Source organism: Aeromonas sp. R7-2 (assembly GCF_040908105.1).
In the GTDB taxonomy this organism is placed as follows: Bacteria; Pseudomonadota; Gammaproteobacteria; order Enterobacterales; family Aeromonadaceae; genus Aeromonas; species Aeromonas caviae.
On sequence record NZ_JBFODC010000022.1, the window covers coordinates 52,540 to 75,935 of the forward strand.

The 23,396-nt window shown below is 64.4% G+C and carries 20 protein-coding genes; 10 read left to right on the forward strand and 10 right to left on the reverse strand.

The window, feature by feature from the left end; genetic code table 11:
• Window position 1: 1 nt before the first annotated feature.
• Window positions 2–940, reverse strand: a complete 939-nt coding sequence (locus AB5Y47_RS07590) for an ABC transporter substrate-binding protein (RefSeq protein ID WP_368220089.1) — start codon at window positions 938–940, stop codon at window positions 2–4.
• Window positions 941–1,125: 185 nt separating this feature from the next.
• On the opposite strand from AB5Y47_RS07590, the gene AB5Y47_RS07595 reads away from it, so the two are divergent.
• Window positions 1,126–1,857 (forward strand): 4'-phosphopantetheinyl transferase, encoded by a 732-nt coding sequence (locus AB5Y47_RS07595; RefSeq protein ID WP_368220090.1) that lies wholly within the window; start codon window positions 1,126–1,128, stop codon window positions 1,855–1,857.
• A gap of 90 nt (window positions 1,858–1,947) precedes the next feature.
• On the opposite strand, the gene AB5Y47_RS07600 is transcribed toward AB5Y47_RS07595, so the two are convergent.
• The 5 genes from AB5Y47_RS07600 to AB5Y47_RS07620 form a co-directional block, all read right to left on the reverse strand.
• On the reverse strand, window positions 1,948–2,766 hold the full coding sequence (locus AB5Y47_RS07600) for an amonabactin ABC transporter ATP-binding protein (RefSeq protein WP_368220091.1): 819 nt from the start codon (window positions 2,764–2,766) through the stop codon (window positions 1,948–1,950).
• Window positions 2,767–2,809: 43 nt separating this feature from the next.
• Window positions 2,810–3,859, reverse strand: a complete 1,050-nt coding sequence (locus AB5Y47_RS07605) for an amonabactin ABC transporter permease subunit 1 (RefSeq protein WP_043155877.1) — start codon at window positions 3,857–3,859, stop codon at window positions 2,810–2,812.
• 12 nt (window positions 3,860–3,871) lie between these two features.
• Window positions 3,872–4,888 carry an amonabactin ABC transporter permease subunit 2 gene (locus AB5Y47_RS07610; protein WP_010674444.1) on the reverse strand — a complete coding sequence of 339 codons (1,017 nt, stop codon included), beginning with the start codon at window positions 4,886–4,888 and terminating at the stop codon, window positions 3,872–3,874.
• A gap of 78 nt (window positions 4,889–4,966) precedes the next feature.
• Window positions 4,967–6,940: a siderophore amonabactin TonB-dependent receptor gene (locus tag AB5Y47_RS07615; RefSeq protein ID WP_042017256.1), complete on the reverse strand. Its 1,974-nt coding sequence runs from the start codon at window positions 6,938–6,940 to the stop codon at window positions 4,967–4,969.
• A gap of 60 nt (window positions 6,941–7,000) precedes the next feature.
• Window positions 7,001–8,236 carry an MFS transporter gene (locus AB5Y47_RS07620; RefSeq protein WP_368220092.1) on the reverse strand — a complete coding sequence of 412 codons (1,236 nt, stop codon included), beginning with the start codon at window positions 8,234–8,236 and terminating at the stop codon, window positions 7,001–7,003.
• 215 nt (window positions 8,237–8,451) lie between these two features.
• Between AB5Y47_RS07620 and AB5Y47_RS07625 the strand changes: the two genes are divergently transcribed.
• Window positions 8,452–9,201 (forward strand): hypothetical protein, encoded by a 750-nt coding sequence (locus tag AB5Y47_RS07625; protein WP_319873485.1) that lies wholly within the window; start codon window positions 8,452–8,454, stop codon window positions 9,199–9,201.
• 9 nt (window positions 9,202–9,210) lie between these two features.
• Here the strand turns inward: AB5Y47_RS07625 and AB5Y47_RS07630 are convergent, their stop codons facing one another.
• The 3 genes from AB5Y47_RS07630 to AB5Y47_RS07640 all read right to left on the reverse strand — a co-directional run bounded on the left by AB5Y47_RS07630 (window position 9,211) and on the right by AB5Y47_RS07640 (window position 12,823).
• Window positions 9,211–9,672, reverse strand: a complete 462-nt coding sequence (locus AB5Y47_RS07630; RefSeq protein ID WP_368220093.1) for a DUF2919 domain-containing protein — start codon at window positions 9,670–9,672, stop codon at window positions 9,211–9,213.
• A gap of 144 nt (window positions 9,673–9,816) precedes the next feature.
• Window positions 9,817–10,764 carry a magnesium/cobalt transporter CorA gene (corA, locus tag AB5Y47_RS07635; protein WP_005301617.1) on the reverse strand — a complete coding sequence of 316 codons (948 nt, stop codon included), beginning with the start codon at window positions 10,762–10,764 and terminating at the stop codon, window positions 9,817–9,819.
• Between the two features lie 415 nt (window positions 10,765–11,179).
• The gene (locus AB5Y47_RS07640) at window positions 11,180–12,823 is read right to left on the reverse strand and encodes an electron transfer flavoprotein-ubiquinone oxidoreductase (protein ID WP_368220094.1); all 1,644 of its coding nucleotides are present in this window, start codon (window positions 12,821–12,823) and stop codon (window positions 11,180–11,182) included.
• A 126-nt stretch (window positions 12,824–12,949) separates the two neighbouring features.
• On the opposite strand from AB5Y47_RS07640, the gene AB5Y47_RS07645 reads away from it, so the two are divergent.
• From AB5Y47_RS07645 to aroG, 5 genes are all read left to right on the forward strand, one after another.
• Window positions 12,950–13,699, forward strand: a complete 750-nt coding sequence (locus tag AB5Y47_RS07645; RefSeq protein ID WP_191967265.1) for an electron transfer flavoprotein subunit beta/FixA family protein — start codon at window positions 12,950–12,952, stop codon at window positions 13,697–13,699.
• 103 nt (window positions 13,700–13,802) lie between these two features.
• On the forward strand, window positions 13,803–14,732 hold the full coding sequence (locus AB5Y47_RS07650) for an electron transfer flavoprotein subunit alpha/FixB family protein (protein ID WP_104452801.1): 930 nt from the start codon (window positions 13,803–13,805) through the stop codon (window positions 14,730–14,732).
• 224 nt (window positions 14,733–14,956) lie between these two features.
• On the forward strand, window positions 14,957–16,045 hold the full coding sequence (gene serC, locus AB5Y47_RS07655) for a 3-phosphoserine/phosphohydroxythreonine transaminase (RefSeq protein WP_010674452.1): 1,089 nt from the start codon (window positions 14,957–14,959) through the stop codon (window positions 16,043–16,045).
• Between the two features lie 170 nt (window positions 16,046–16,215).
• Window positions 16,216–17,496, forward strand: a complete 1,281-nt coding sequence (gene aroA, locus AB5Y47_RS07660; RefSeq protein WP_041212941.1) for a 3-phosphoshikimate 1-carboxyvinyltransferase — start codon at window positions 16,216–16,218, stop codon at window positions 17,494–17,496.
• 197 nt (window positions 17,497–17,693) lie between these two features.
• Complete coding sequence (gene aroG, locus AB5Y47_RS07665; RefSeq protein ID WP_041212942.1) at window positions 17,694–18,749, forward strand: 3-deoxy-7-phosphoheptulonate synthase AroG; 1,056 nt, start codon at window positions 17,694–17,696, stop codon at window positions 18,747–18,749.
• 86 nt (window positions 18,750–18,835) lie between these two features.
• Here aroG and AB5Y47_RS07670 read toward each other — a convergent pair whose 3' ends face one another.
• Window positions 18,836–19,558, reverse strand: a complete 723-nt coding sequence (locus AB5Y47_RS07670) for a TerC family protein (RefSeq protein WP_010674455.1) — start codon at window positions 19,556–19,558, stop codon at window positions 18,836–18,838.
• 117 nt (window positions 19,559–19,675) lie between these two features.
• On the opposite strand from AB5Y47_RS07670, the gene AB5Y47_RS07675 reads away from it, so the two are divergent.
• From AB5Y47_RS07675 to AB5Y47_RS07685, 3 genes are all read left to right on the forward strand, one after another.
• Entirely contained in the window at window positions 19,676–20,791 is a 1,116-nt protein-coding gene (locus AB5Y47_RS07675) for an ATP-NAD kinase family protein (protein ID WP_042881832.1), read from the forward strand.
• A 107-nt stretch (window positions 20,792–20,898) separates the two neighbouring features.
• Entirely contained in the window at window positions 20,899–21,177 is a 279-nt protein-coding gene (locus tag AB5Y47_RS07680) for a YfcL family protein (RefSeq protein WP_010674457.1), read from the forward strand.
• Window positions 21,178–21,276: 99 nt separating this feature from the next.
• Window positions 21,277–22,941 (forward strand): AMP-binding protein, encoded by a 1,665-nt coding sequence (locus AB5Y47_RS07685; protein ID WP_368220095.1) that lies wholly within the window; start codon window positions 21,277–21,279, stop codon window positions 22,939–22,941.
• Window positions 22,942–23,396: the final 455 nt, after the last annotated feature.

Consider the following 23,396-nt stretch of genomic DNA (forward strand, 5'->3'; position numbering starts at 1 on the left):
ATTAGTTAGCGATGGGGGCGGCATCCGCCTTGGTGAGCAGGCGCTCGACGTCGTCGATCACCTTGAGGGCCGCCTGGGGGCCGCCGGTGGAGGTCCAGAGCGACCCGTCGACGGCGCCGAAGCGCTTGCCCTTGATGGCGCCGAGTTGCTGGAAGGCCGGGGTCTGCTCGGCCTGCTTCATGGCATCCACCGCATCCCCGCTGGTGCTGAGGGTGCCGATCACCAGCCAGTCACCGTCCAGCAGGTTGAGGGATTCGAGGCTCAGGGCCGGGGAGTGGGGGCTCTTGTCGCCAATCTGGTGGGAGGGTCGGGTGAGCCCCATCTCGGTGACCACGCTGCTGGCAAAGGTGCCGCCGTGCATGTAGCTCGGCCCCTTGGGGTTCCAGCGCACTATGCTCATCTGTTCCCCCTGATGCTGGGCGAGCTTGCTGCGGGCCTCTGCCAGGCGGGCCTCATACCGGGTGAGGAACGCCTTGGCCTCGGCCCCCCGGTTCATCGCGTCGGCGCTGCGACCGAACACGGTTTTCCAGGGCTCGCCCCAGTTGCCGGTGACGACGGTGGGGGCGATCTCCTTGAGCAGGGCGAGGAGCTCGGGCTTGGTCTGGCCGGTGAGGATGAGGTCTGGCTCCAGATCGATGAGGGTCTCCAGATTGGGGTTGTCCAGATCCCCGACCACGGCGATCTCCTTGCCCGCCTTGTCCAGCAGATAGCGGGGCAGGGTGGACTGGCCGCGCCCATTGACGGTGCCCACCGGCTGCACCCCCAGAGTCAGGGCGCTGTCGAGATCGAGTTCGCTCAACACGACGACCCGCCGGGGCGAATCGGGGACGCTCTGGGGCTGGCCGTTGGCATCGATGACCTGGCGGCTGCCCGCCTGGGCCTGGAAGCCCGTCAGGCTGGCCAGCATGAGCAAGGTGGCCAGCGGGGAGAAGATCTTCATGGTGACATCCTTATGGGTGAAATCGGTGGGCCGGAGTCTGTGGAAAGTGCCTGAGAGCCGCCCGGCCAGCCCCGAATGGGCGGGGACATGCTACCACAAAGCAAGTGAGAAGCGTTGTCATTTGTATTTGTGGCATGGCCTCGGCTTGCTTTGGTACCATCGCAGGCCCCTGTCAGGAGCCTTGCATGTTGCCTCGTTGTCCCTCACTCGATGGATCCTTTGTCCGTCAATCCGATACCTTGTGCCTGCCGGGCCTGGAGACGCTGCCTCTTCATCGGGTCTGTTTCGAGCCCGCCGCCTTCTCGCCGGAGTGCTTTGGGGCCCAGGGCATCATCCTGCCTGCTTCATTGCAGGGGGCTGCCCCCAAGCGCCTCGGGGAGTTTCTGGCAGGGCGTCTCGCAGCCCGTGAGGCCCTGCGTCCCTTCGGTCTTGCAGGATGCAGCGTGGCCATCGGAGCGGCCCGGGAGCCGCTCTGGCCTGAAGGGGTGGAGGGGAGCATCAGCCACAGCCGGCTGGCGGGAGAGGGGGTGGCCCTGTGTGCGGTGCGTCCGGGCCAGGAGGGAATCGGGCTGGATCTGGAGGCCTGGCTCGATGGCGACCAAGGGGCGCAGCTCTGGCCCGGCATCATGGATGGGGAGGAGTGGGGACGGCTGGAGGCGGGGGTTCACGACACCCAGCTGAGCCTGGCAGAGGGCGTGACCCTGGTGTTTTCCGCCAAGGAGAGCCTCTTCAAGGGGCTCTATCCCCGGGTGGGGCGCTACTTTGACTTTCTCGATGCCCGCTGGCTCGCCATGACGGCGCAGACTCTCACCCTGGAGCTCAAATGCCCGCTGACACCGACCCTGCCCGCCGGCTGGCGCGCCACCCTGCACTGGCAAGCCCTGCCGGGGGGCGTGCTCACCGTCTTGCTGCTGTGAGCACGATGCCAGCGCCCGGATAACGCCCACGCAAAGCCCAGAGAAAGAAACCGCCATCAGGCGGTTTCTTTTTTGGGCACAGGGTATGGCTCAGGCCGACACGCCATGGTCGGCGCGCAGGCGAGGCGCTTCGTCAGCGCGTCGGCGGGGCACGATGACAGGGGCCCCGTCGCCGGGGGCGTGCAGTATGTCCACATCGGTCTGGTAGAGGCGATCGATGAGGGGCTTGGTCACCACCTCCCGGGCCGGGCCCATGGCCTGGATGGCGCCATCCCCCAGGGCAATCAGCTCGTCGCAGTAGCGGGCGGCGGTGGCGAGATCGTGGATGACGATAAGCACCGTCTTGCCCTCGGCGGCGACCCGATGGATGGCCTCCATCACCTCGGTCTGGTGGCCGATGTCCAGCGCGCTGGTGGGCTCGTCCAGCAAGATGATGTCCGCATCCTGGGCCAGCACCATGGCGAGCCACACCCGCTGGGCCTGACCGCCGGACAGCGAACTGGCGCTCTGGTGCCAGATGGCATCAAGCTGCATCCGCTCCCGGGCCCAGTCCACCATGCGGGCATCTTCCTCGCTCCACTGATTGAACCAGCCCTGATGGGGATGGCGGCCATATTGCACCAGCTGCTCCACCAGGATACCGGGGGGGACCAGGGGGCGCTGGGGCAGATAGGCGAGTTCCCGAGCCAGGGCTTTGGCGCCATAGGCACCGAGTGGCTTCTCCTTGAGCAGGATCTCCCCGGACCGGGGTTGCTCCTGTCCCGCAAGGAGCTTGAGCAGCGTGGATTTGCCACCGCCGTTGGGGCCGACGATCCCCACCAGCTTGCCCCGGGGGAGGGAGAAGGAGACCTCCTTGAAGATGGTCTTTTGCGGGTAGCCGAACTGGAGTCGGTTCACGGTGAGCGTCATCGGGCGGCCCTCGGTCTGTATTGAAAATGGATGAATGCCATGGTCAGTCGGCCTTCTGGCGATCTTTGAGCAGGATGAAGAGCAGCAGCAGGCCGCCGAGAATGCGGGTCATGATGCCGGTAGCCACTTCGTGGGGGCTGGCCAGCACCCGCACCAGGGTGTCGCTGGCGAGCAGCATCAGGGCGCCGCACAGGGCGGCAATCCAGAGCGGCACGATGCGATCCCGGCTGAGCCAGGAGGCAAGGATGGGGGCCGCCATGGCGATGAAGACCACGGGGCCGCCGATGGCGGTGCCAAGGGCTGCGACAATGATGGCCTGGGCCAGCACCCCGAGCTGGACCCGGTTCACGTTGACCCCGAGGGTGCTGGCCGTCACCGGTCCCAGGCGCAGCACACCGAGGGAGCGGGAGAGACAGACGGTCCAGGGGCAGATGAGCAGGAGCAGCAGGCTCACCGGCAGCAGGGTGCCATAGCCCTGACCGACGAAGTTGCCCATGTTCCACAGATAGAGGCTGGTGAGGTGCACCAGGGACTGGGTGGACATGACGAACTGGCCGAGGGCATTCATCAGCTCCGAGACCCCGATGCCGATCACCACGAACAGGTAGCCCTGCTCCCCCGGCTTGTTGCACAGGGCATAGAGCACGGCGGCGGCAAACAGGGCGCCGAAGGGGGCGGCCCACCAGGGCCAGGTACCCAGGGTCAAATAGAGGGAGAAGATGATGATGGCCAGGGATGCCCCCTCGTTGACCCCGATCATGTCCGGGGTGGCGAGGCGGTTTCGCACCAGGGTCTGCACCAGGCAGCCCGAGAGTCCCATGGCGGCGCCGGCTACCAGCACCGCCAACAGGCGCGGCAGTCGGATCTTGAAGACGGTTACCTGATCGAGTCGGCTTCCCTCCCCGAGCAGGGTCTGGATCACCCCCATCATGGTGATCTTGCCGGAACCCAGGGTGAGGGCCAGCAGGGAGAGCAGGGTGAGGGCGACCAGGAGCCCCAGGGTAATGAGCCAGGCGCGGCGGTGCAGCAACAGGGTGTGGCTGCCAAGACGAAGGCAGAGGGTGCCACTCGGGAGTGAGAGAGAGTTCTTCATGGGCGTGGCACCTTATTTGACGGCCAGCAGGGAGCGGAAGCCGCCGCTGCGCACCACCAGGATGAGCACAGGCGCCCCGATGAGCGCCAGAATGACGCCGTTGGGCAGCTCGTAGGGCTGGATAAGCCAGCGGGCCAGCACATCGGCACCGAGCAGAAAGAGCACCCCGAACAGGGCAGAGAAGCGCACCTGGATGGCGAGGCGAACCGGCTCCACCAGGCGGGCGCAGTAGGCGGCGAGGAAGCCGACAAAGCCGATGGGACCGGCGATGGCGATGGCGCAGGCGGTGAAGAGCGTTGCGGCCAAGAGCACGCCGATCCGCACCCGGGTGGGGCGGATGCCGAGGGCCCTGGACTGGTGATCCCCCATCTGCATCAGGGTGAGAGGGCGACAGAGCGCCAGGGTCAGCAGCAGGGCGGCCAGGGCGAAGGGGACCACGGTGAGTACCGCTTCCAGACTGGAGGCGGCAAGGGACCCTAAGTTCCAGAAGCGGAACTGCTCCAGCACCACCCGGTTGGAGAGCAGCAGGAAGTTGGAAAGACCGCCGAAGGTGGCGGAGAGGGCGACCCCTACCAGGATGAGCTTGAGGGGGTTGGAGCGCCCCACCATGAGGCCGAGGCCCAGCACGATGAGGTTGCCGAGCAGGGCCCCCATGCCGGACCAGAGCAGATACCCGTAGGCGGATTCGACGCCAAACCAGGTGAGGCCGATCACCAGAGCAAAGACGGCGCCGGCATTGACCCCGAGCAGGCCGGGTTCGGCCAGAGGGTTGCGGGTGGCACTTTGCAGCATGGAGGCCGCCAGGGAGAGTGACGCCCCCACCACCAGGGCTGCCAGGGTACGGGGCAGGCGCAGGGTATGGACTATCATGGCGAGCTTTTCATCGGCCACGAAGGCGGGATCGCCCATCAGGAAACCGGCGACCTCGCGGCCACCATAGACACCGGCCCCGGTGGCCAGTGACAGACAAATCAGCAGGAAGAGGAGCAGCACGCCGAGCCAGAACAGCCGAGCTTGGTATCTGAGCACTCAATGACTCCTTGAATTCGGGGAGGCAGAAACGCAAAAAGGGAGCCCCGCGACCGGGGCTCCCGCATACAGGATGGATTACAGCTTGTAATCGACCCCTGCGTAGACGGTGCGACCTTCCAGGATGAAGTCGGCGTCGGTCGCCACCTCGTCACGCTGGGTGTTGGTGAGGTTGGTGATGCCGAGCTTGAAGTCCAGGGCCGGCGTGACGGTCCACTTGGTGTTCACGTCCAGGGTCTGGTAGTGCTTGGAGGTGAATGCCTGGGCGTTGCGGGCCGGCACCTTGATCACCTGGCTGCCGACATACTGCCAGGCCAGGTTGGCGCTGACCACGTCGCTCGCCTTCCAGTCCAGGCCGATGTTGCCGGTGTGATCCGGGGTCTTGGCCAGATCGTCACCCGTGCTCTTGTCTTCGGAGTCCAGCAGGGTCAGGTTGCCGGTCAGCTGCACGTTGTCCAGCACGTCGAACCAGCCGGTCAGCTCCAGCCCCTTGATGCGGGCCTTCTTGACGTTGAGGTAGGTCATGACGGTCGGACGGTAGCCCGGGCCCCACTGATCGCTCTGGATCAGATCCTCGATCTCGTTGTGGAAGCCGGTCACGCCTGCGCCGAAGCGATCGGCGTTGTAGGCGGTGCCAAGCTCGTAGCTGACGGAGGTTTCCGGCTTCAGATCCGGGTTGCCTATCACCTTGCAGGCGCCGCGGCAGGCGGTGGTGGCGAACCCTTCGCTGGACTGGGCCAGGGTCGGGGCCTTGAACGCCTTGCCGGCGCCGCCCTTGATCACCCACTCGTCACTCAGGGAGTAGAGGGCGTAGGCACGGGGGCTGAACTCGTTGCCATAGGTCTCGTGGTGATCCAGACGGCCGGAGAGCGTCAGGGCCAGATCCCCAAAGCCGAACTCGTCTTGCAGGTAGAGGGCGCTCTGGCTCGCATCCACGCTGCCGTTCTGGATGCTGCGGCTGTGCTCCAGCTCGGTCTTGCGGAACTCTGCACCCGAGGTCAGCAGGTGATCCCCGAGGTAGCCGCTCAACTGGCCATCCACCGTGTTGTTGGTCTGGGTGATGTCGGCGGCGCCACCGTTGAGCTGGGAGTCATCCATCAGATCGGTCTGCTCGAAGTAGTAACGAGCGCGGCTGTCGAAGTGTTCCCAACGGCCGTTGTGGGTCAGCCCCAGGCTCAGGCGATCGAGTTTCTGCACGTTGTGGGGAGTGGCCGGTGCGGTCGGGGCACGGGGCACGTTGTTGAAGTAGCTGTCCATGTCGTTCTGGTTGTAACCCAGATCGAAGTCGATGTCCTGGTTGTCGGCCACCAGCCACTTCAGGCTGGAGAGCACGTTGACCACTTCCCGTTTCTCCAGGGCGTCGGCATCCGGGTTATTGGACTGATCGCTCTTCCAGCGATCCCGCTGATAGCCTTCCACCACCACGCTGCCCAGCAGCTTGTTGTCGATCAGGGCGCCGGAGACGAAGGCGCTACCCTGGTTGGCATCCCCGCCATCCCCCTTGGTGGGCATGGTGTGGGTGTAGCCGACGGCCGCTTCGGTGTTCTCCTTGGCCTGGCGCAGGATCACGTTGACCACGCCGCCGAGGGCATCGGCCCCGTACAGGGAGGAGACGGGACCGCGGATCACTTCGATGCGCTCGATGGCGGCCATGGGGATGGAGCTTAAGTCGAAGTCGTTGCCAAAGGAGCTGCCCAGGGTCTCGCGGGCGTTGACCCGCTTGCCGTTGACCAGCAGCAGGGTGTAGTCACCGCCCATGCCGCGGATCTTGATCTCGTTGCGACCCGTGGGGTTGGTGCCGATGATGTTGACACCGGGCACGTGCTTGAGGGCATCGCCGATGTTGTTGACGTTCATCTTGTCCAGATCGGCGCGGGTGACCACGGAGACGCTGGCCGGGGCGGTCAGCTCGGTGTGTTTGGTCTGGGTGGCGGTGACCACCACCGTCTCGTTGGCCTTGACGGACTCGGCCTGGGCCAGGCCCGGTACGGCCAGCAGACCAAGGGAGAGCAGAATGGGGTTCAGTTTAAAGAGGCCGTGCTGCAACTGCATTGTCAAAAACTCCATGGATATAACTGAGGTTATGGGGTCCGGATTCTTCTGATCCGGTGCTCACTGACTTCCTTGTCTGGCGGTGCCAGAGGCAGGATTATTGTTATCTCTTGTGCTCTTCAGGCCCCGGATGAGGAACCAGACACCGGCGCAGGCCACCAGGGTGCATGCAATGTTGATCCAGGCCAGGGTGGGGAAACCGTGCAGGGCGCCCCCCTCGTCGGAGACCAGATATCTGGCGGAGAGCAGGCTGCCGAGGCCCGCCGCCACATTGGTGATCGAGCCCTGGAAAGACATGAAGGCGGCGCGCTGGTGGGGGGCCGGAATGGCCGCCGTGACCGCGAGGGTGGTGCTGGCACGGGCGGAGCTCAGGGCCATGAAGAGGGTGAACAGCAGATAGAGAGGCAGGCCTGCCGGCAAGGCAAAGCCCACCAGGGTGATCAGGGCCAGGGCCAGGCTGGTGAGCAGGATGGCGCCCTGGGCGCGGCCCTGATCGATCCAGACGCCGCACAGGCGCATGGTGGCCATGCTGGCAAGGCCGCCGCACAGATAGAGGCTGGCGATCTGCTCGCGCGGGAAACCCAGGTTGAACTGGAAGTAGTTGGCAAAGTGCGGAATGAGCAGGAAGTGGCCGAACATCTGCAGGCAGAGGATGAAGAGGGCTCCCTGGCAGAGCGGTGACCCCAGCAACTGGCGCATCCCCTGGCCTGCCGGGGCCCGGTTGACCGGCAGGGACGGCAGCCAGATGGCACACAGCAGGGCCAGCAGCAGGCCCCCTGCACCAAACAAGAGGAAGGGGCTCTGCCAGCCAGACCACTGAGCCAGCACGAGGGCCGCGGGCACGATCAGAATGGCGGCCAGGGAAAACGCCATGCCCACGTAGGCGAGACGGCGGCCCCGCTCGGCGGGCGGTACCAGATCCAGCACCGCCGCCATCAGGATGGCCCCCAGGGGGCCGGCCACGCAGCCGGACATGATAAAGATCAGCAGCAGGGTCTGGCTATCCTCGGCCAGGGCGCAAGCCATCAAGAGCAGGAAGCGCAGGACCAGCAGTACCAGCAGGGCGGGTTTGCGGTTGACCCGATCGAGCCAGGGGGCGGCCAGGAGGCCCAGCAGGGCGGCGCCCAGGGTGGCGCCGCCGCTGAAGTAACCTGTCTGCTCCGGCAGCATCCCCAGGCGGGTTACCAGTTCCGGGCCAAGGGGCATCACCATCATCATGCAGCCCATGGAGAGCATGTTGATGAGCAGCGCCAGGTGGATGGCGGCAGGGGTGGATGCGATGGATTCTGGCTTCATCAGAGGCTGACTCGAAAAAATGAGTCCGAATTGTATCCGAGGGTTTTTGTTGTGACAACAAATGATAACCATTTTTATTTGTATTGATTGGTATCTTAACGAGTCTTTATCTGGTGCCTCTGTGTGGGGATGCATACCAGGCCCGTTGCAATCGAGGCGCCATGGACCATGATGGCAGGAAGCGAGAGGGTGGCGGTGAACGCCGGGAGGAGAAGATGCGCGCTGGATCAGGGTATTGGGGGCTGGGGTGCTGCCTGTTGCTGGCATTGCCCCTGAGGGCCGAAGTGAAGGTCATATCGGTATTCGAAGCGGATGCCGCGGTGCAGACGCTCAAGGAGATCTACCCGGATCTCGGGGTGAGCGCCATGGGCAACCAGCTGGTACTGAGCGGAACCCCCGCCCAGTTGCAGGAGGCCGAGCGTACCCTGGCGCAAGTGAACCAGCCGCCCCAAAGCCTGCTCATCGAGTGGCGGGTGGATGGCGCCTCCAGCCGTCAGCAGGCCGGAGTGGGGCTGGGCCTGGATGCCAAACGGCAGTGGCTGCTGGAGGGGGATGCCCGGCACTATGAACGCAGCCAGAGTGACAACTGGCAGGTGCGCGGCCTCTCCGGGCGGCCCGTGTTGTTGCAGATGGGGTCCTATCAGCCGGTCACCTTTTACCAGTGGCAGGGGGGAAGGGTGGTGGGCATGATGCCGCTGATGAACGGTCTCTACGCCACCGCGACCCTGATAGGGGACAGGGTGCAGGTGGCCCTCAGCAGTGAACAGGCAAGAGTGGAGCGAGGCAACATACACACCGGCCAGAGTGCCACCGAGGTGAGCGGCGCCCCGGGCCAGTGGCTGACGGTGGGGGAGCTTTCCACAACCCAAGGCAGCCGGGAGGCCGCGATCGCCAATCCATCAGGCATGGGCAGGGCCAGCGGCAGCGAGCGCCAGACTCTGCAGATCCGGGTCACGCGCCAGTGAACCTGCCTGTCAGTGGGGCTGATCCAGAGCGTAATCCCGCAACTGGCGGCTTCTCAGCAGATACCAGAGCGCCCAGAGGCTGGCGACCAGCACCAGGGCGGTGGGCCAGTTGAACGACCACTGCTGCAGATTGAGGCTGTGCAGTTGCATCAGCAGGCCACTGACGGCAGAGCAGAGCAGCAGCAAGGGGCTGTGGCGTCTGAGCCAGGCTCTGGCACTGTGGGTCTGGCGATGGGTGCCGCCGCAGGCGAGCAGCGCCAGCATGGCAGGCACGTCCGTCAGCAGGCTGACATAGAGGGTGAGCTTGTCCGGGTAGAAGAGGGTCAGGATGGCGCTGCCACTCTCGCGGGTGACGCCGGCCATCAGAAACAGCCAGACCGAGCGGGTCAGCAAGAGGGCGATGGGCCAGAACCAGAGCGGGGGGCGTAACTGGCCGTGATCGTCGTAACGGTGTTCGGGGTAGAGGGTCATGGTGGCCCGGTATCCATTCATGCAGTGCGAGTGATGAAGGGGATATGGGGCACAAGGCAGGCCATTGCAAGGCCGGCAACGGCCGGGAATTAATCGGGGGGCCAGGCCCCCCAATCCGCAGTCTTTAGTTGCCGGGTTCCGGCGTCACAGCCAGCCTTTTCGCTTGAAGAAGAGACCGGTGCCCAGCGATGACATCACCATCAGCACCAGGGAGAGGGGGTAGCCGTATTCCCAAGCGAGCTCCGGCATGCGGCCGAAGTTCATGCCGTAGATGCTGGCGATGAGCGTCGGCGGCAGGAAGATCACCGCGGCTACCGAGAAGATCTTGATCACCTTGTTCTGCTCCAGATTGGTCACCCCCATGGATGCCTCCAGCTGGAAGTTGATCTTGTCGAACAGGAACTGGGTATGGGGCAGCAGGGATTCCACGTCGTGCAGCATCTCGTCGATCCACTTGTTCTGCTCCCCCGTCATGCGCTGGCGCAGACTGCGTTTGAGGAAGCGCAGGGCGCGGCGGGTATCGTGCAGGGAGAGACGGATCTGGCCGTTGGCCTCTTCCTGGGCCATCAGCTCCTTGAGCATGGGGTTGATCTGGTCCGGCTCGAAGATCTGATCGGCGGTGTTCTCCAGGGTCTTGTACCCATCCTCGATCAGGTCTGAGAGATACTCCACCTTGAGGTTCTGCACCTCCAGCAGGATGTCGAGGGCGTCTTCGACCTCCAGCCTGTCCTGGCGCATGTAGTGGCGCAGCAGACGCACCAGGCCGATGTCATCCTCGCGAATGCTGATCAGCAGGTTGTTGCGCAGGGTAAAGGAGACGTGCACACCCTTGGTGTCGCGGCCGATGCGCTGGGGAAACAGGGAGTGGATGTGCAGACCGTCGGTGTCCCAGTAGAAGCGGGCGGATGCCTCGATGTCATCGAGCTCCTCCTTGTCCGGCACCTCCTCCAGGAACAGGCCCGTCAACCATTCTCGCTCCGCTGTGTCCGGCTTGTAGGCATCCAGCCAGACGGTGTTGTCGGGAACGATGTCATCCGGCCCGAGCGTGACTATGTCCAGCACCTTGTTGTTGAGAATGTAGGCGGTGATCATCTGTCCCCCCTTAAGAAGTCATGGGTAATCAGGGATGGTTGCACAGGTTCATGCGGCCTTAGATCGCACGGAAAGCGATCCCATGAAATAGCATAACGAGGCCGATGGACAACCTGAATGCGGCGAACTATACAGGGGCGGGACCCGCTTGTCAGGGCCTATTCATCAGGGGTTCAGCCTGTTCGCTCAAAAAAGCGGCGAGGTCGGATCAGCCGTGGCGACCCCGATGCGGGCGATCCCGGCGTCGCCTCCTTTGTTCGCCCTGGAGTGGAGGAGGGCCCGGGCTCACCGGCGGGAATGGCGGGTTTATGGTCGCCCTGCGACAGCCCCCGGCCAAGCGCAGGAAACGGTCTCCGGGCGGTGTTCCGGGGCGGCGTCTCCTTGTTATCTGCTCTGGTTTGCGTGGGCAAGCCTGTTACAGATTGGGGTAGTTGGGGCCCGAGCCGCCCTGGGGCGGCGTCCAGACGATATTCTGGCTGGGATCCTTGATGTCGCAGGTTTTGCAGTGAATGCAGTTGGCGGCGTTGATCTGCAGCCTTGGTCGGGAATCCCCATCGAGGATCTCGAACACCCCCGCCGGGCAGTAGCGCTGGGCGGGTTCGGCCCAGGTGGGCAGGTTGACCTCGACCGGAATGCGCGCGTCCTGAAGGGTCAGGTGACAGGGTTGATCCTCGTCGTGGCTGGTGCTGGCCAGATAGACGGAGGAGAGCTTGTCGAAGCTGAGCTTGCCGTCGGGTTTGGGGTAGTCGATGGGTTGGCAACGGCTGGCCAGGCGCAGCTGGCGGTAATCCGGCTCCTTGTCCAGCAGAGTAAAAGGAGAGGTCAAGGCAAAGAGTCGCTGCTCCAGCCAGTTGAAGGCGCCGCCGAGCCAGGGGCCGAAGCGGTGCAGGGCGGCCCCAACGTTGCGGGCCCTCTTCAGTTCCCGAGTCAGCCAGCTTTGCAGCAGCGCGTCCTGAAACTCGGCCAGATCCCGTCCCCCTTCATCCCCTCCTCGCAGTGCCATGGCGACCGTCGCGGCCGCCACCATGCCGGACTTCATGGCGGTGTGGATCCCCTTGATGCGGGAGAAGTCCAGGGTGCCCGCATCACAGCCGATGAGCAGGCCGCCCGGAAAGTGCATGCGCGGCAATGAGTGCCAGCCCCCCTTGGTGATGGCCCGTGCGCCGTAGCTGATGCGCTCGCCCCCCTGCAACGTTGCCGCGATGAGGGGGTGGTGCTTGAGACGCTGGAATTCGTCGAAGGGGCTGAGCCAGGGATTCTGGTAGTTGAGATCGACGATAAGGCCGACTGCCACTTGATCCTGGGCCAGATGATAGAGATAGAAGCCCCCCTGACTCTTGTTGCCTTTTCCCTCACCAAGGGGCCAGCCGCTGCCGTGCAGCACTCGGCCCGGTTTGCCCTGGCCGGGAGGGAGCTGCCACAGCTCCTTGAAGCCGATGGCGTAATGCTGCGGCTGGGCGGTATTTTCCAGATGGAATCGGGCGATCAGCTGTTTGCCGAGGTGGCCGCGCGCCCCTTCGGCAAACAGGGTATAGCGGCCATACAGGGCCATGCCGGGCACGTGATCCGGCTTGGGGTTGCCCTCCTTGTCGAGACCAAGATCGCCGGTCACCACCCCGCGAACCCGGCCCTCCTCCACGATGAGGGTGCTCGCCGCAAAGCCCGGGTAGATCTCGACACCGAGGGCCTCGGCCTGCTTGCCGAGCCAGCGGCAGAGGGTGCCGAGGCTGATGATGTGGCTGCCGTCGTTGTGCATGCGGGGTGGCACCGCCCAGTGGGGCAGTTGCAGGGAGCGGCTGTCGCTTTGCAGCAGATGGACCTGATCATCTGTCACCGGTACGCCGAGGGGGGCCTCCTGCCAGCTCTCTGGCAGCAGCTCCCTGAGGGCGACGGGATCGAGCAGGGCGCCGGAGATGAGGTGGGCGCCAATCTCGGCCCCCTTCTCCAGCAGGCAGACTGAGAGGGCCGGGGCCTGCTGCTTCAATGCGATGGCGGCGCTCAGGCCTGCCGGGCCGCCACCGACGATGACGACATCAAATTCCATTGCTTCGCGTTCCATCTTGCCTCTGTGCTCGACTTGGCCTAGGGTAGTGCTGGTAGTTTACGTAAACGTAAACCACTTTGTCAGCAGAAAAGTGAGTGACGACAAGGTGGACCCACACAACAGGTATGAGGGATGACCGCCATGAAGCTGCTGGTCGCAGTCAAACGGGTCGTTGATTACAACGTCAGGATCCGGGTCAAGGGGGATGGCTCCGATGTGGAGCTCGCCAATGTGAAGATGGGCATCAACCCGTTTTGTGAAATCGCGGTGGAGGAGGGGGTCAGGCTGCGGGAAGCCGGCGTGGCATCCGAGCTAGTGGTGGTGACCTTCGGCCCCGAGGCGGCGGCCGAGCAGTTGCGCCATGCCCTGGCGCTGGGGGCGGATCGGGCGCTGCACTATGTTACCGGCGAGTCCCTGACTCCGCTCACCGTGGCCCGGGCCCTGCAAACGGTGTGCGGGCAGGAGCAGCCCGATCTGGTGCTGCTCGGCAAACAGTCCATCGACTCTGACAACAATCAGGTAGGGCAGATGCTCGCCGCCCTCAATGACTGGCCGCTTGCCACTTTCGCCTCCGCCATCAGGCTGGTGGAGGGGGAATTGCAGGTGACCCGCGAGATAGACGGTGGCCTCGAGACCCTCGGCATGGCGCTGCCCGCCGTGGTGACCGTGGACTTGCGCCTCAACGAGCCGCGCTTCGCCTCCCTCCCCAACATCATGAAGGCCAAGCGCAAGCCGCTGGAGAGCCAGCCGTTCGCCGCCCTCGGGGTGGTGCCGGCCGACCAGACACGGCAGCTCGGAGTGATGGCGCCACCGGTGCGCAGTGCCGGCATCAGGGTGGGCTCGGTGGACGAGCTGCTGGACAAGCTCAAGCACGAAGCCCGGGTGCTCTGATGGGCAGGGGCATGAGAGGGATGCCTCCCGCAGGCGTGAGCGCCATGCATGGGGCAACGGCCCCGGGGAGCAAGGGATCAATGGATGACATGAAGGTGCTGCCATGAGCGTACTTGTGATTGCGGAACATCATCAGGGGCGGATCGCCGACAACCTGGCCCAGTTGGTCACGGCGGCGGGGCGCCTGGGGGGCGAGGTGCATCTCTTGCTGCTGGGACAGGGGCTGACGGAGGCGGGGGAACAGGCCGCCGCCCTCACGGGGGTAAACCGGGTGCTGCTGGCGGAACATCCCATGCTGGCGGAGGGGCTCAACGACGGGGTCGACAGACTGCTCGCCGAGGTGGCCAGGGACTACCAGCACTGCCTGATGGCGGCCAGCAGCCAGGGCAAGGATCTGCTGCCGCGGGTGGCGGCCAGGCTCGGAGTGGAGATGATCGCCGAGGTGACCGGCATCGAGGGGCCCGACACTTTCCTGCGTCCCATCTATGCGGGCAACGCCATCGCCCGGGTGGCGAGCAGCGCCCCCATCAAGGTGCTCACCGTGCGGCCCACCGCGTTCGCCAAGGCCGGGTCCGGGGAGGAGCGTGCCGTGATGGAATCGCTGCCGGTGGGCGAGGTGCGCTGCCGTACCCGGCTCATCGAGCGGCGTGCGGTGCGCTCCGCCAGACCCGAGCTCGGGGCGGCCCGGGTGGTGGTCTCCGGCGGGCGGGCACTCGGCTCGAAAGAGCACTTTGCCCTCATCGACGCCCTGGCGGACAAGCTGGGGGCTGCCGTCGGGGCATCGCGGGCCGCCGTGGATGCGGGTTATGTCTCCAACGACCTGCAAGTGGGGCAGACCGGCAAGGTGGTGGCCCCCGAGCTCTACATCGCGGTGGGCATCTCGGGGGCCATCCAGCATCTGGCGGGGATGAAGGAGTCCAAGGTGATCGTCGCCATCAACAAGGACGCCGAGGCCCCCATCTTCCAGGTGGCGGACTACGGTCTGGTGGGGGATCTCTTCACCCTGCTGCCGGAGCTCACCGCCAAGCTGTAAATTTGCCACAAAGGGGCGAAGAAAGCCGTCCGTGCTGTCTCGCCCCCGTTTCCATGCATATTCTCTGCAAGCCCTGGCCCGTTCAGGGCTTTTGTCTGATGGGTGCCCGGTGGCACCAGGGCAAAAGGTTGCGCTGGATCCCAAAAAGCCTTTGCCCCCACGGGGGACTGTCGTGTAAAAACGTTCGAGTCACCGATCACACACATCCATTCACGGAAAGCGTCATGAGCAAACAGATTTACAACTTCTGCGCCGGCCCCGCCATGTTGCCGGTTGAAGTCATGGAGCGCGCCCAGCGCGAATTTTGTAATTTCCAGGGGCTGGGAGCCTCGGTCATGGAGCTTTCCCATCGCGGCAAGCCCTATATGGCGGTCGCCGAGAAGGCCGAAGCGGACCTGCGCGACCTGCTGGCGGTGCCGGACAACTACAAGGTGCTCTTCATGCACGGCGGTGGCCGCGGCCAGTTCTCCGCCGTGCCCATGAACCTGCTGGGTGGCGCCAACAAGAAGGCGGATTACCTGGTGACCGGCGTCTGGGCCCAGAGCGCCGTGGATGAAGCCCAGAAATACGGTGACATCCAGACCTTCCAGGGGGTGGCCAAGAACGAGCAGGGGGTCTCCCACCTGCTGCCGACGCCGGCGTTTCGCGCCGATGCCGCCTATGTGCACTACTGCCCGAACGAAACCATCGATGGCATCGAGATGTTCGACATCCCGGCCACCGGCGATGTGCCCCTGGTGGCGGATCTCTCCTCCACCATCCTCTCCCGTCCCCTCGACGTGAGCCGCTTCGGCATCCTCTACGCCGGTGCCCAGAAGAACATAGGCCCCTCTGGTCTGGCCATCGCCATCGTGCGCGATGACCTGCTGAACCAGGCCCGCGCCGATGTGCCGTCCATCTTCGACTACCAGCTCACCGCCAAGAACGACTCCATGTTCAACACGCCCCCCACCTACGCCTGGTATCTGGCCGGTCTGGTGTTCGAGTGGCTCAAGGAGCAGGGTGGCCTGGCGGCGATGGAAGCACGCAACAAGGAGAAGGCCGACTTCCTCTACGGCTACCTCGATCAGTCGAGCTTCTATGGCAACAAGGTGGATGTGGCCTGCCGCTCCCGCATGAACGTGCCCTTCCAGCTGAAGAACGAGGCCCTGGACAAGCTGTTCCTGGCGGAGTCGGAAGCGGCCGGTCTGCTGGCCCTCAAGGGACACCGCATCGTCGGTGGCATGCGCGCCAGCCTCTACAACGCCATGCCCCTGGAAGGGGTCAAGGCCCTGGTCAGCTTTATGGATGACTTTGCCAAACGCCACGGTTGAGGCGTGCCTCCCCATTGCCAGACGCCGGGGACTCCCCGGCGTCTGTTTTTCAGACCCATCCTGACCCAGGCGGCCCTCTCCCGCGGTCGTGCCACTGTCGAACTTGCCGCGGGGGACGCGGGCTGTTAACGTCCGGTCAGGTGATTTAATTGAGATCGAACAGGAAGTCTATGAATTCGTTGCGTTTGGAACCCATTTCTAGCGTGGCCGGGGTGGTCAATCTGCCCGGCTCCAAGAGTGTCTCTAACCGGGCCCTGCTGCTGGCGGCCCTGGCCCGGGGCACCACCCGGCTGACCAACCTGCTCGACAGCGATGACATCCGCCACATGCTGGCGGCGCTGACCCAGCTCGGCGTCAAGTACAAGCTCTCCGCCGACAAGACCGAGTGCACCGTGCACGGTCTGGGTCGCAGCTTCGCGGTCTCGGCGCCGGTCAACCTGTTCCTCGGCAATGCCGGTACTGCCATGCGCCCCCTGTGCGCCGCCCTGTGCCTGGGCTCCGGCGAGTATACCCTGGGCGGCGAGCCGCGCATGGAAGAGCGCCCCATCGGCCACCTGGTGGATGCCTTGCGCGAAGCGGGTGCCCACATCCAGTACCTGAAGAAAGATGGCTATCCGCCCCTGGTGGTGGATGCCAAGGGGCTCTGGGGTGGCGATGTCCACATCGACGGCTCCGTCTCCAGCCAGTTCCTGACGGCGTTTTTGATGGCGGCCCCCATGGCGGCTGGCGACACCCGCATCCACATCAAGGGGGAGCTGGTCTCCAAGCCCTACATCGACATCACCCTGCACATCATGAAGCAGTTCGGGGTGGTCATCGAGCACGACGACTACAAGGTGTTCTACATCAAGGGCAACCAGACCTATGTCAGCCCGGGGGACTTCCTGGTGGAAGGGGATGCCTCCAGCGCCTCCTACTTCCTCGCGGCGGGCGCCATCAAGGGCAAGGTGCGGGTTACCGGCATCGGCAAGCACAGCATCCAGGGGGACATCCACTTCGCCGACGTACTGGAGAAGATGGGGGCCCGCATCACCTGGGGCGATGACTTCATCGAGGCCGAGCAGGGGCCGTTGCACGGCATCGACATGGACATGAACCACATCCCGGATGCGGCCATGACCATCGCCACCACGGCGCTGTTTGCCGAGGGCACCACCACCATCCGCAACATCTACAACTGGCGGGTAAAGGAGACCGACCGCCTGCACGCCATGGCGACCGAGCTGCGCAAGCTGGGCGTCGAGGTGGAGGAGGGGCACGACTTCATCACCGTGATCCCGCCCGCACAGCTGACCCACGCGGCCATCGACACCTACAACGATCACCGCATCGCCATGTGCTTCTCCCTGGTGGCACTCTCCGATACGCCGGTCACCATCAATGATCCGGGTTGCACCTCCAAGACCTTCCCGGACTACTTCGACAAGCTGGCCAGCGTCAGTCAGGCCTGAGCCCTTTCGGCCCGCTTCGTGCGGGCCTTTTCATCTCTGCCCCCCGCTTTTTTCATGCCTCCTAGCAGCATTATGCAAACTTGCAAGGTGCGATAATAAAATTCCTTGCCGAAGAATGTAATTTTCTATTTACACCGACCCGGCACAGGGCTAGATTGAGATCTCTTTATCGCAGTCATCTAGCAGGAAACTTGGTCATGCAGCATCAAACCGACGACGTTCGTATCAGTGAAATCAAAGAGTTATTGCCCCCGGTTGCGGTGCTTGAGAAGTTTCCGGCGACCGACACCGCCTCGGCCACCGTGTTTGAATCCCGTCAGGCCATCCACAACATCCTGGCCGGCGACGATGATCGCCTGCTGGTGGTGATCGGCCCCTGCTCCATCCACGATCCGGTCGCCGCCCTGGAATACGGCAAACGCCTCAAGGTGCTGCGCGACGAGCTGAAAGATCAGCTGGAGATCGTGATGCGGGTCTACTTCGAAAAACCCCGTACCACAGTGGGCTGGAAGGGGCTGATCAACGATCCCTACCTCGACAACAGCTGCCAGATCAATGACGGCCTGCGCCTGGGTCGCAAGCTCTTGCTGGATCTCAACGACATGGGGCTGCCGACCGCCTCCGAGTTCCTCGACATGATCACCCCGCAATACGTGGCGGATCTGATGAGCTGGGGTGCCATCGGCGCCCGTACCACCGAATCCCAGGTACACCGCGAGCTGGCCTCCGGTCTCTCCTGCCCGGTGGGCTTCAAGAACGGCACCGACGGCACCATCAAGGTGGCCATCGACGCCATCGGCGCCGCCAGCGCCCCGCACCACTTCCTGTCGGTGACCAAGTACGGCCACTCCGCCATCGTCTCGACCGCTGGCAACCCGGACTGTCACATCATCCTGCGCGGTGGCCGCGAGCCCAACTACAGCGCCCGTCACGTGGATGAGGTGGTGAGTGGTCTGGACAAGGCCGGTCTGCCCCAGAAAGTGATGATCGACTTCAGCCACGCCAACAGCAGCAAGCAGTTCAAGAACCAGATGCTGGTGGCCGAGGACGTGGCCGGTCAGCTGCGTGCCGGCAGCAAGGCGGTGTTCGGCGTCATGGTGGAGAGCCACCTGGTGGAAGGGCGCCAGGATCTGGTGGACGGGTGCGAGCTCACCTTCGGCCAGAGCATCACCGACGCCTGCATCGGCTGGGCCGATACCGAGGTGCTGCTGCGCAACCTGGCGGACGCCGTGGCCGCTCGCAACGCCCTCTGAGCCCAAGGCGCCCCGTTGGCGGGGCAATAAAAAAGCGCGACCCTGGGTCGCGCTTTTTGTTTGGCCATCTCTCGGCAGGTCGCGGTTTACTTGGCCCGCTCCTGGTGGCCGCGCAGGCGGATGTTGATCATCTCCACCACCAGCGAGAAGGCCATGGCGAAGTAGATGTAACCCTTGGGAATGTGCAGATCCAGCCCTTCGGCCATCAGCGCCACCCCGACCAGAATAAGGAAGGAGAGGGCCAGCATCTTGATGGTGGGGTGGGTATCGACGAAGTCGCCGATGGCCTTGGCGGCAAACATCATGACGCCGACGGCGATGATGATGGCCAGCACCATGACAGGGACATGATCCGCCATGCCCACGGCGGTGATGACGGAGTCCAGGCTGAAGATGATGTCGAGGATGGCGATCTGCACTAGGGTGGACAGGAAGCCCGCGGTCTTGCTCACCACACCCGCCTCTTCGGCGGCCCCTTCCAGGCTCTGGTGGATCTCGTGGGTGCTCTTGGCGATGAGGAACAGACCCCCCACCAGCAGGATGAGATCCCGTCCCGAGATGGCTTCCCCCAGCACGGTGAAGAGGGGCTCGGTGAGGCGCATCACCCAGGCCAAGGAGAGCAGCAGCAGGATGCGGGTGCCCATGGCGAGCCCCAGCCCCAGGATGCGCGCTTTCTGGCGCTGGGCTTCCGGCAGACGACCCACCAGGATGGAGATGAAAATGATGTTGTCGATGCCGAGCACGATCTCGAGCAGGGTCAGGGTGGCGAGCGCGACCCAGGCGGAGGGGTCCGCAATCCATTCCAGCATGATTGAACCTTGGTTGAACAGTGATTGAGGTAGAAGCCGCGCATTTTAGCAGGGGGTCATGGCTTGTCCCAGTGGCGGGAAAAGATAAAAATGGCGGCGATCCAACAGGAGGGAAACATGTTTCGATTAGGGCTCATCATCAACCCCGTCGCCGGCATCGGCGGGGCCGTCGGTCTCAAGGGCAGTGACGGCATGGTCGCCGAGGCGCTGGCGCGCGGGGCCGTCCCCAAGGCCCGGGAGCGGGCCCGCCAGGCCCTGTTGCCCCTGTGCGAGCTGACCACGTCATTCGAGCTGCTGACGGTGGCCGAAGAGATGGGGGCCGACCTCGCCGCCGAGCTGGGGTTGCCCCATCGCATCGTCCATCGGCCTGCCGGGGCGCAGACGAGTGCCGAGGACACCCGGGCTGCCGCCCTGGCCCTGCGCGATGCCGGGGTGGATCTGCTGCTCTTCGCCGGTGGCGATGGCACCGCCCGTGACATCTGCGCGGCGGTGGGGGAGTCCTGCCATGTGCTAGGTATCCCGGCGGGGTGCAAGATCCACTCCGGGGTCTACGGGGTGACGCCGGCGGCGAGTGGCCGGGTGGCGGCCAGAATGATCGCAGGGGAGCTTCTGAGCCTGGTGGATGCGGAGGTGATGGACATCGACGAGGAGGCGTTTCGCGCCGGCAAGGTGCGCGCCCGCCACTACGGCCAGTTGCTGGTGCCCGGGGATCTGCGCTACGTGCAGGCGGTCAAGCAGGGGGGGCGGGAGTCCGAGGAGCTGGTGCTCGCCGATCTTGCCGCCGGTGTGGTGGAGCAGATGGAGCCCGATACCCTCTACCTGATGGGGTCGGGGAGCACGGTGGCCGCCTGCATGGGGGAGCTGGGTCTGGAAAATACCTTGCTCGGTGTGGATCTGGTGGAAAATGGCCGGCTTATCGGGCAGGATCTCAGCGCCGCCGAGATCCTGACCCGGATCCGCGGCCGTCGCTGCCGTCTGATCATCACCCTGATCGGCGGTCAGGGACATCTGTTCGGGCGCGGAAATCAGCAATTGAGTCCAGACGTGATCCGGGCCGTCGGGCGCGAGCATATCCAGGTGCTCGCCACCAAAGCCAAGCTGGCGGCGCTAGAAGGCCGTCCGCTGCTGGTGGACACCGACGATCCGGCACTGAACCGGTCGTTGAGTGGTTATCTGCGCATAACCACGGGATACAAGGATCAGGTCATCTACCCGGTGGCCAACCCGGAATAGGACATCAAGGATGCGGCTGGCCTGGCGCCAGAGAGCCGCGATCAACCGGATCGCGGTTCCACTCCCCGAATTTTTTGCCGGCAACCCCGGAAATGAGGCTGCGTTAAATGACGATTCACGATTTTGAACACAAGTTGTTGGGACTGATCGACGCCATGGTCGCCACGGCCAGCGAAGACGAGCTGTTTGCGGGTGGCTATCTGCGAGGGCACATCTCCCTTGCGGTGGCGCGCGCCGAGCTGGAGGGCAAGACCCTGGTGCGGGACGTCAAGAGCTATGTGCTGCGCAGCCTGAACGAGGCCATCTTGCAGGGTGAGCTCTCCGAGCAGGACGAGGTGCTGGTGCAGGAGATGTGGAAGCGTCTGCAGGCCCAGGCGGAAGCTTGATCCCATTCGCAGTTCAAACACAAGTTTAAGTAATCTGCTTCCCTGAGTGTTATCAAAAGGTTAATAATGAGGCTCGCCTTTTGTTTCAGGGATTAAACCATGGCCTCCACCTCACGCATTGCCACCAGACTGCCGCTCGAGATGCTCTATCACTGGGAGCGGCAGTGTCCCGACCGAATCTATCTGCGTCAGACCATCCACCGCGAATACGTCGACTTCACCTGGGGTGAGGTTGCCGACGAGGCGCGGCGCATGGTGACGGCACTGCGCGCCCTGGGCCTGGTGCCCGGTGACAAGGTGGCCCTGCTCTCCAAGAACTGCGCCCAGTGGTTCATCGCCGATCTGGCGATGCAGATGGGGGGATACGTGAGCGTGCCCATCTACCCCACCGCCAACGTCGACACCATCGAATACGTGCTGCGCCACAGCGAAACCAGGGCGATCTTCGTCGGCAAGCTGGACGACTGGAAGAGCCAGGAGGCGGGGGTGCCCGGGGATCTGCTGCGTATCGCTCTGCCTTATGACACCATGCCGGCCGTCCACCAGTGGGACGATCTGCTGGCGCAATACGACCCCATCCCGGACAGCCCGGTGCAGGCGCCGGATGCCCTGCTGAGCCTGGTCTACACCTCCGGCAGCACCGGCAAGCCCAAGGGGGCCATGCTGAGCGTGGAGCGCTACGCCTGGTCCTGCGAGAAGCTGGTGGAGGCGGTCTCCCTCACCGCCGAGGATCGCGGCTTCTCCTACCTGCCCCTTGCCCACATCACCGAGCGGGTCTACATCTACGGCGGCAGCCTGTTCAGCGGTGCCACCATCGCCTTCCCCGAATCCCTCGACACCTTCATCGAGGACGTCAAGCGCTGCCGTCCCACCGTCTTCATCTCGGTGCCGCGGCTCTGGGCCATGTTCCGCATCAAGATCCACGAGAAGCTGCCCCAGAAAAAGCTGGCGCTGCTGCTCAAGATCCCCCTCGTCTCCAGCCTCATCAAGAGCAAGCTGCAAAAGGGGCTGGGGCTGGATCAGGCGCGGGTGCTGGGCTGCGGCTCTGCGCCGGTGGCCCCGGCGCTGCTGGAGTGGTATCACAGCATCGGCATCCATATCACCGAGGCCTGGGGCATGACCGAGAACCACGCCTACTCCACCCTCAACTACCCCTTCCGGGCGGACAAGATAGGCACCGTCGGCAAGGCCGGGCCCGGGGTGACCATCAAGATCTCCGACGAGGGGGAGATCCTCTGTCGCTGCGACGGCATGATGGTGGGCTACTACAAGGATCCCGAGCACAGTGCAGAGGCCATCGACGCCGAGGGCTGGCTGCACACCGGTGACATGGGCAAGCTGGACAGGGAGGGTTACCTCACCATCACCGGCCGCATGAAGGACGTCTTCAAGACCGCCAAGGGCAAGTACGTGGCCCCGGTGCCCATCGAGGGGATGCTCGGGCAGGAGCCCATCATCGAGCAGCTCTGCGTCATCGGCTACGGCATGCCGCAGCCGGTCGCCCTGGTGCAGCTCGCCGAGAGCGCCATGAAGGGGGACAAGGCCGGGGTGGAAGCCCAGCTGGAGGCCGCCCTCAACCGGGTCAACGACAAGCTGGAATCCCATGCTCGCCTGCGGGGCATCCTGGTGGTCAAGAGCCCCTGGAACATCGAGAACGGGGTGCTGACCCCCACCATGAAGATCCGCCGCCACCTGCTGGAACAAAAATACGCGGACATCGGCGAACGCTGGTCCGGCAGCCAGCGCATCCTGTGGGAGTCCTGACAGGGGCCGGCGCCGCCATATGGGCCACATCAATGACAGTCGGGGGAGCCAGTGGCTCCCCCGCTGTATTTCAGGGGGAAGCAAGCCGACAGGGGGCGGGGCTGGGGCATTGACCCCTTCTCCGATGCTTCCCGCTGCCGCCATGCCGCCCCGCGGCGGGGGAACAGGCAGGGAAAGGTATTTGCAAAATCCATGGAGAGGGGTGATCCCAGTGGCTGGGCGAATGCATCTTGGGGTCACACACGGGGGCCGCCAGGGGCGGGGACGAGGTATTTATCCCTTCCCCGACCTTTCCCGCTGCCGCCATACCGCCCCTCATCGAGGGAACAGGCAGGGAAAGGTATTTGCAAAATCCATGGAGAGGCGGGATCCCAGTGGCTGGCAAATGCATCTTGGGGTCACACACGGGGGCCGCAAGGGGCAGGGGCGGGGTATTTATCCCTTCCCCGACGTTT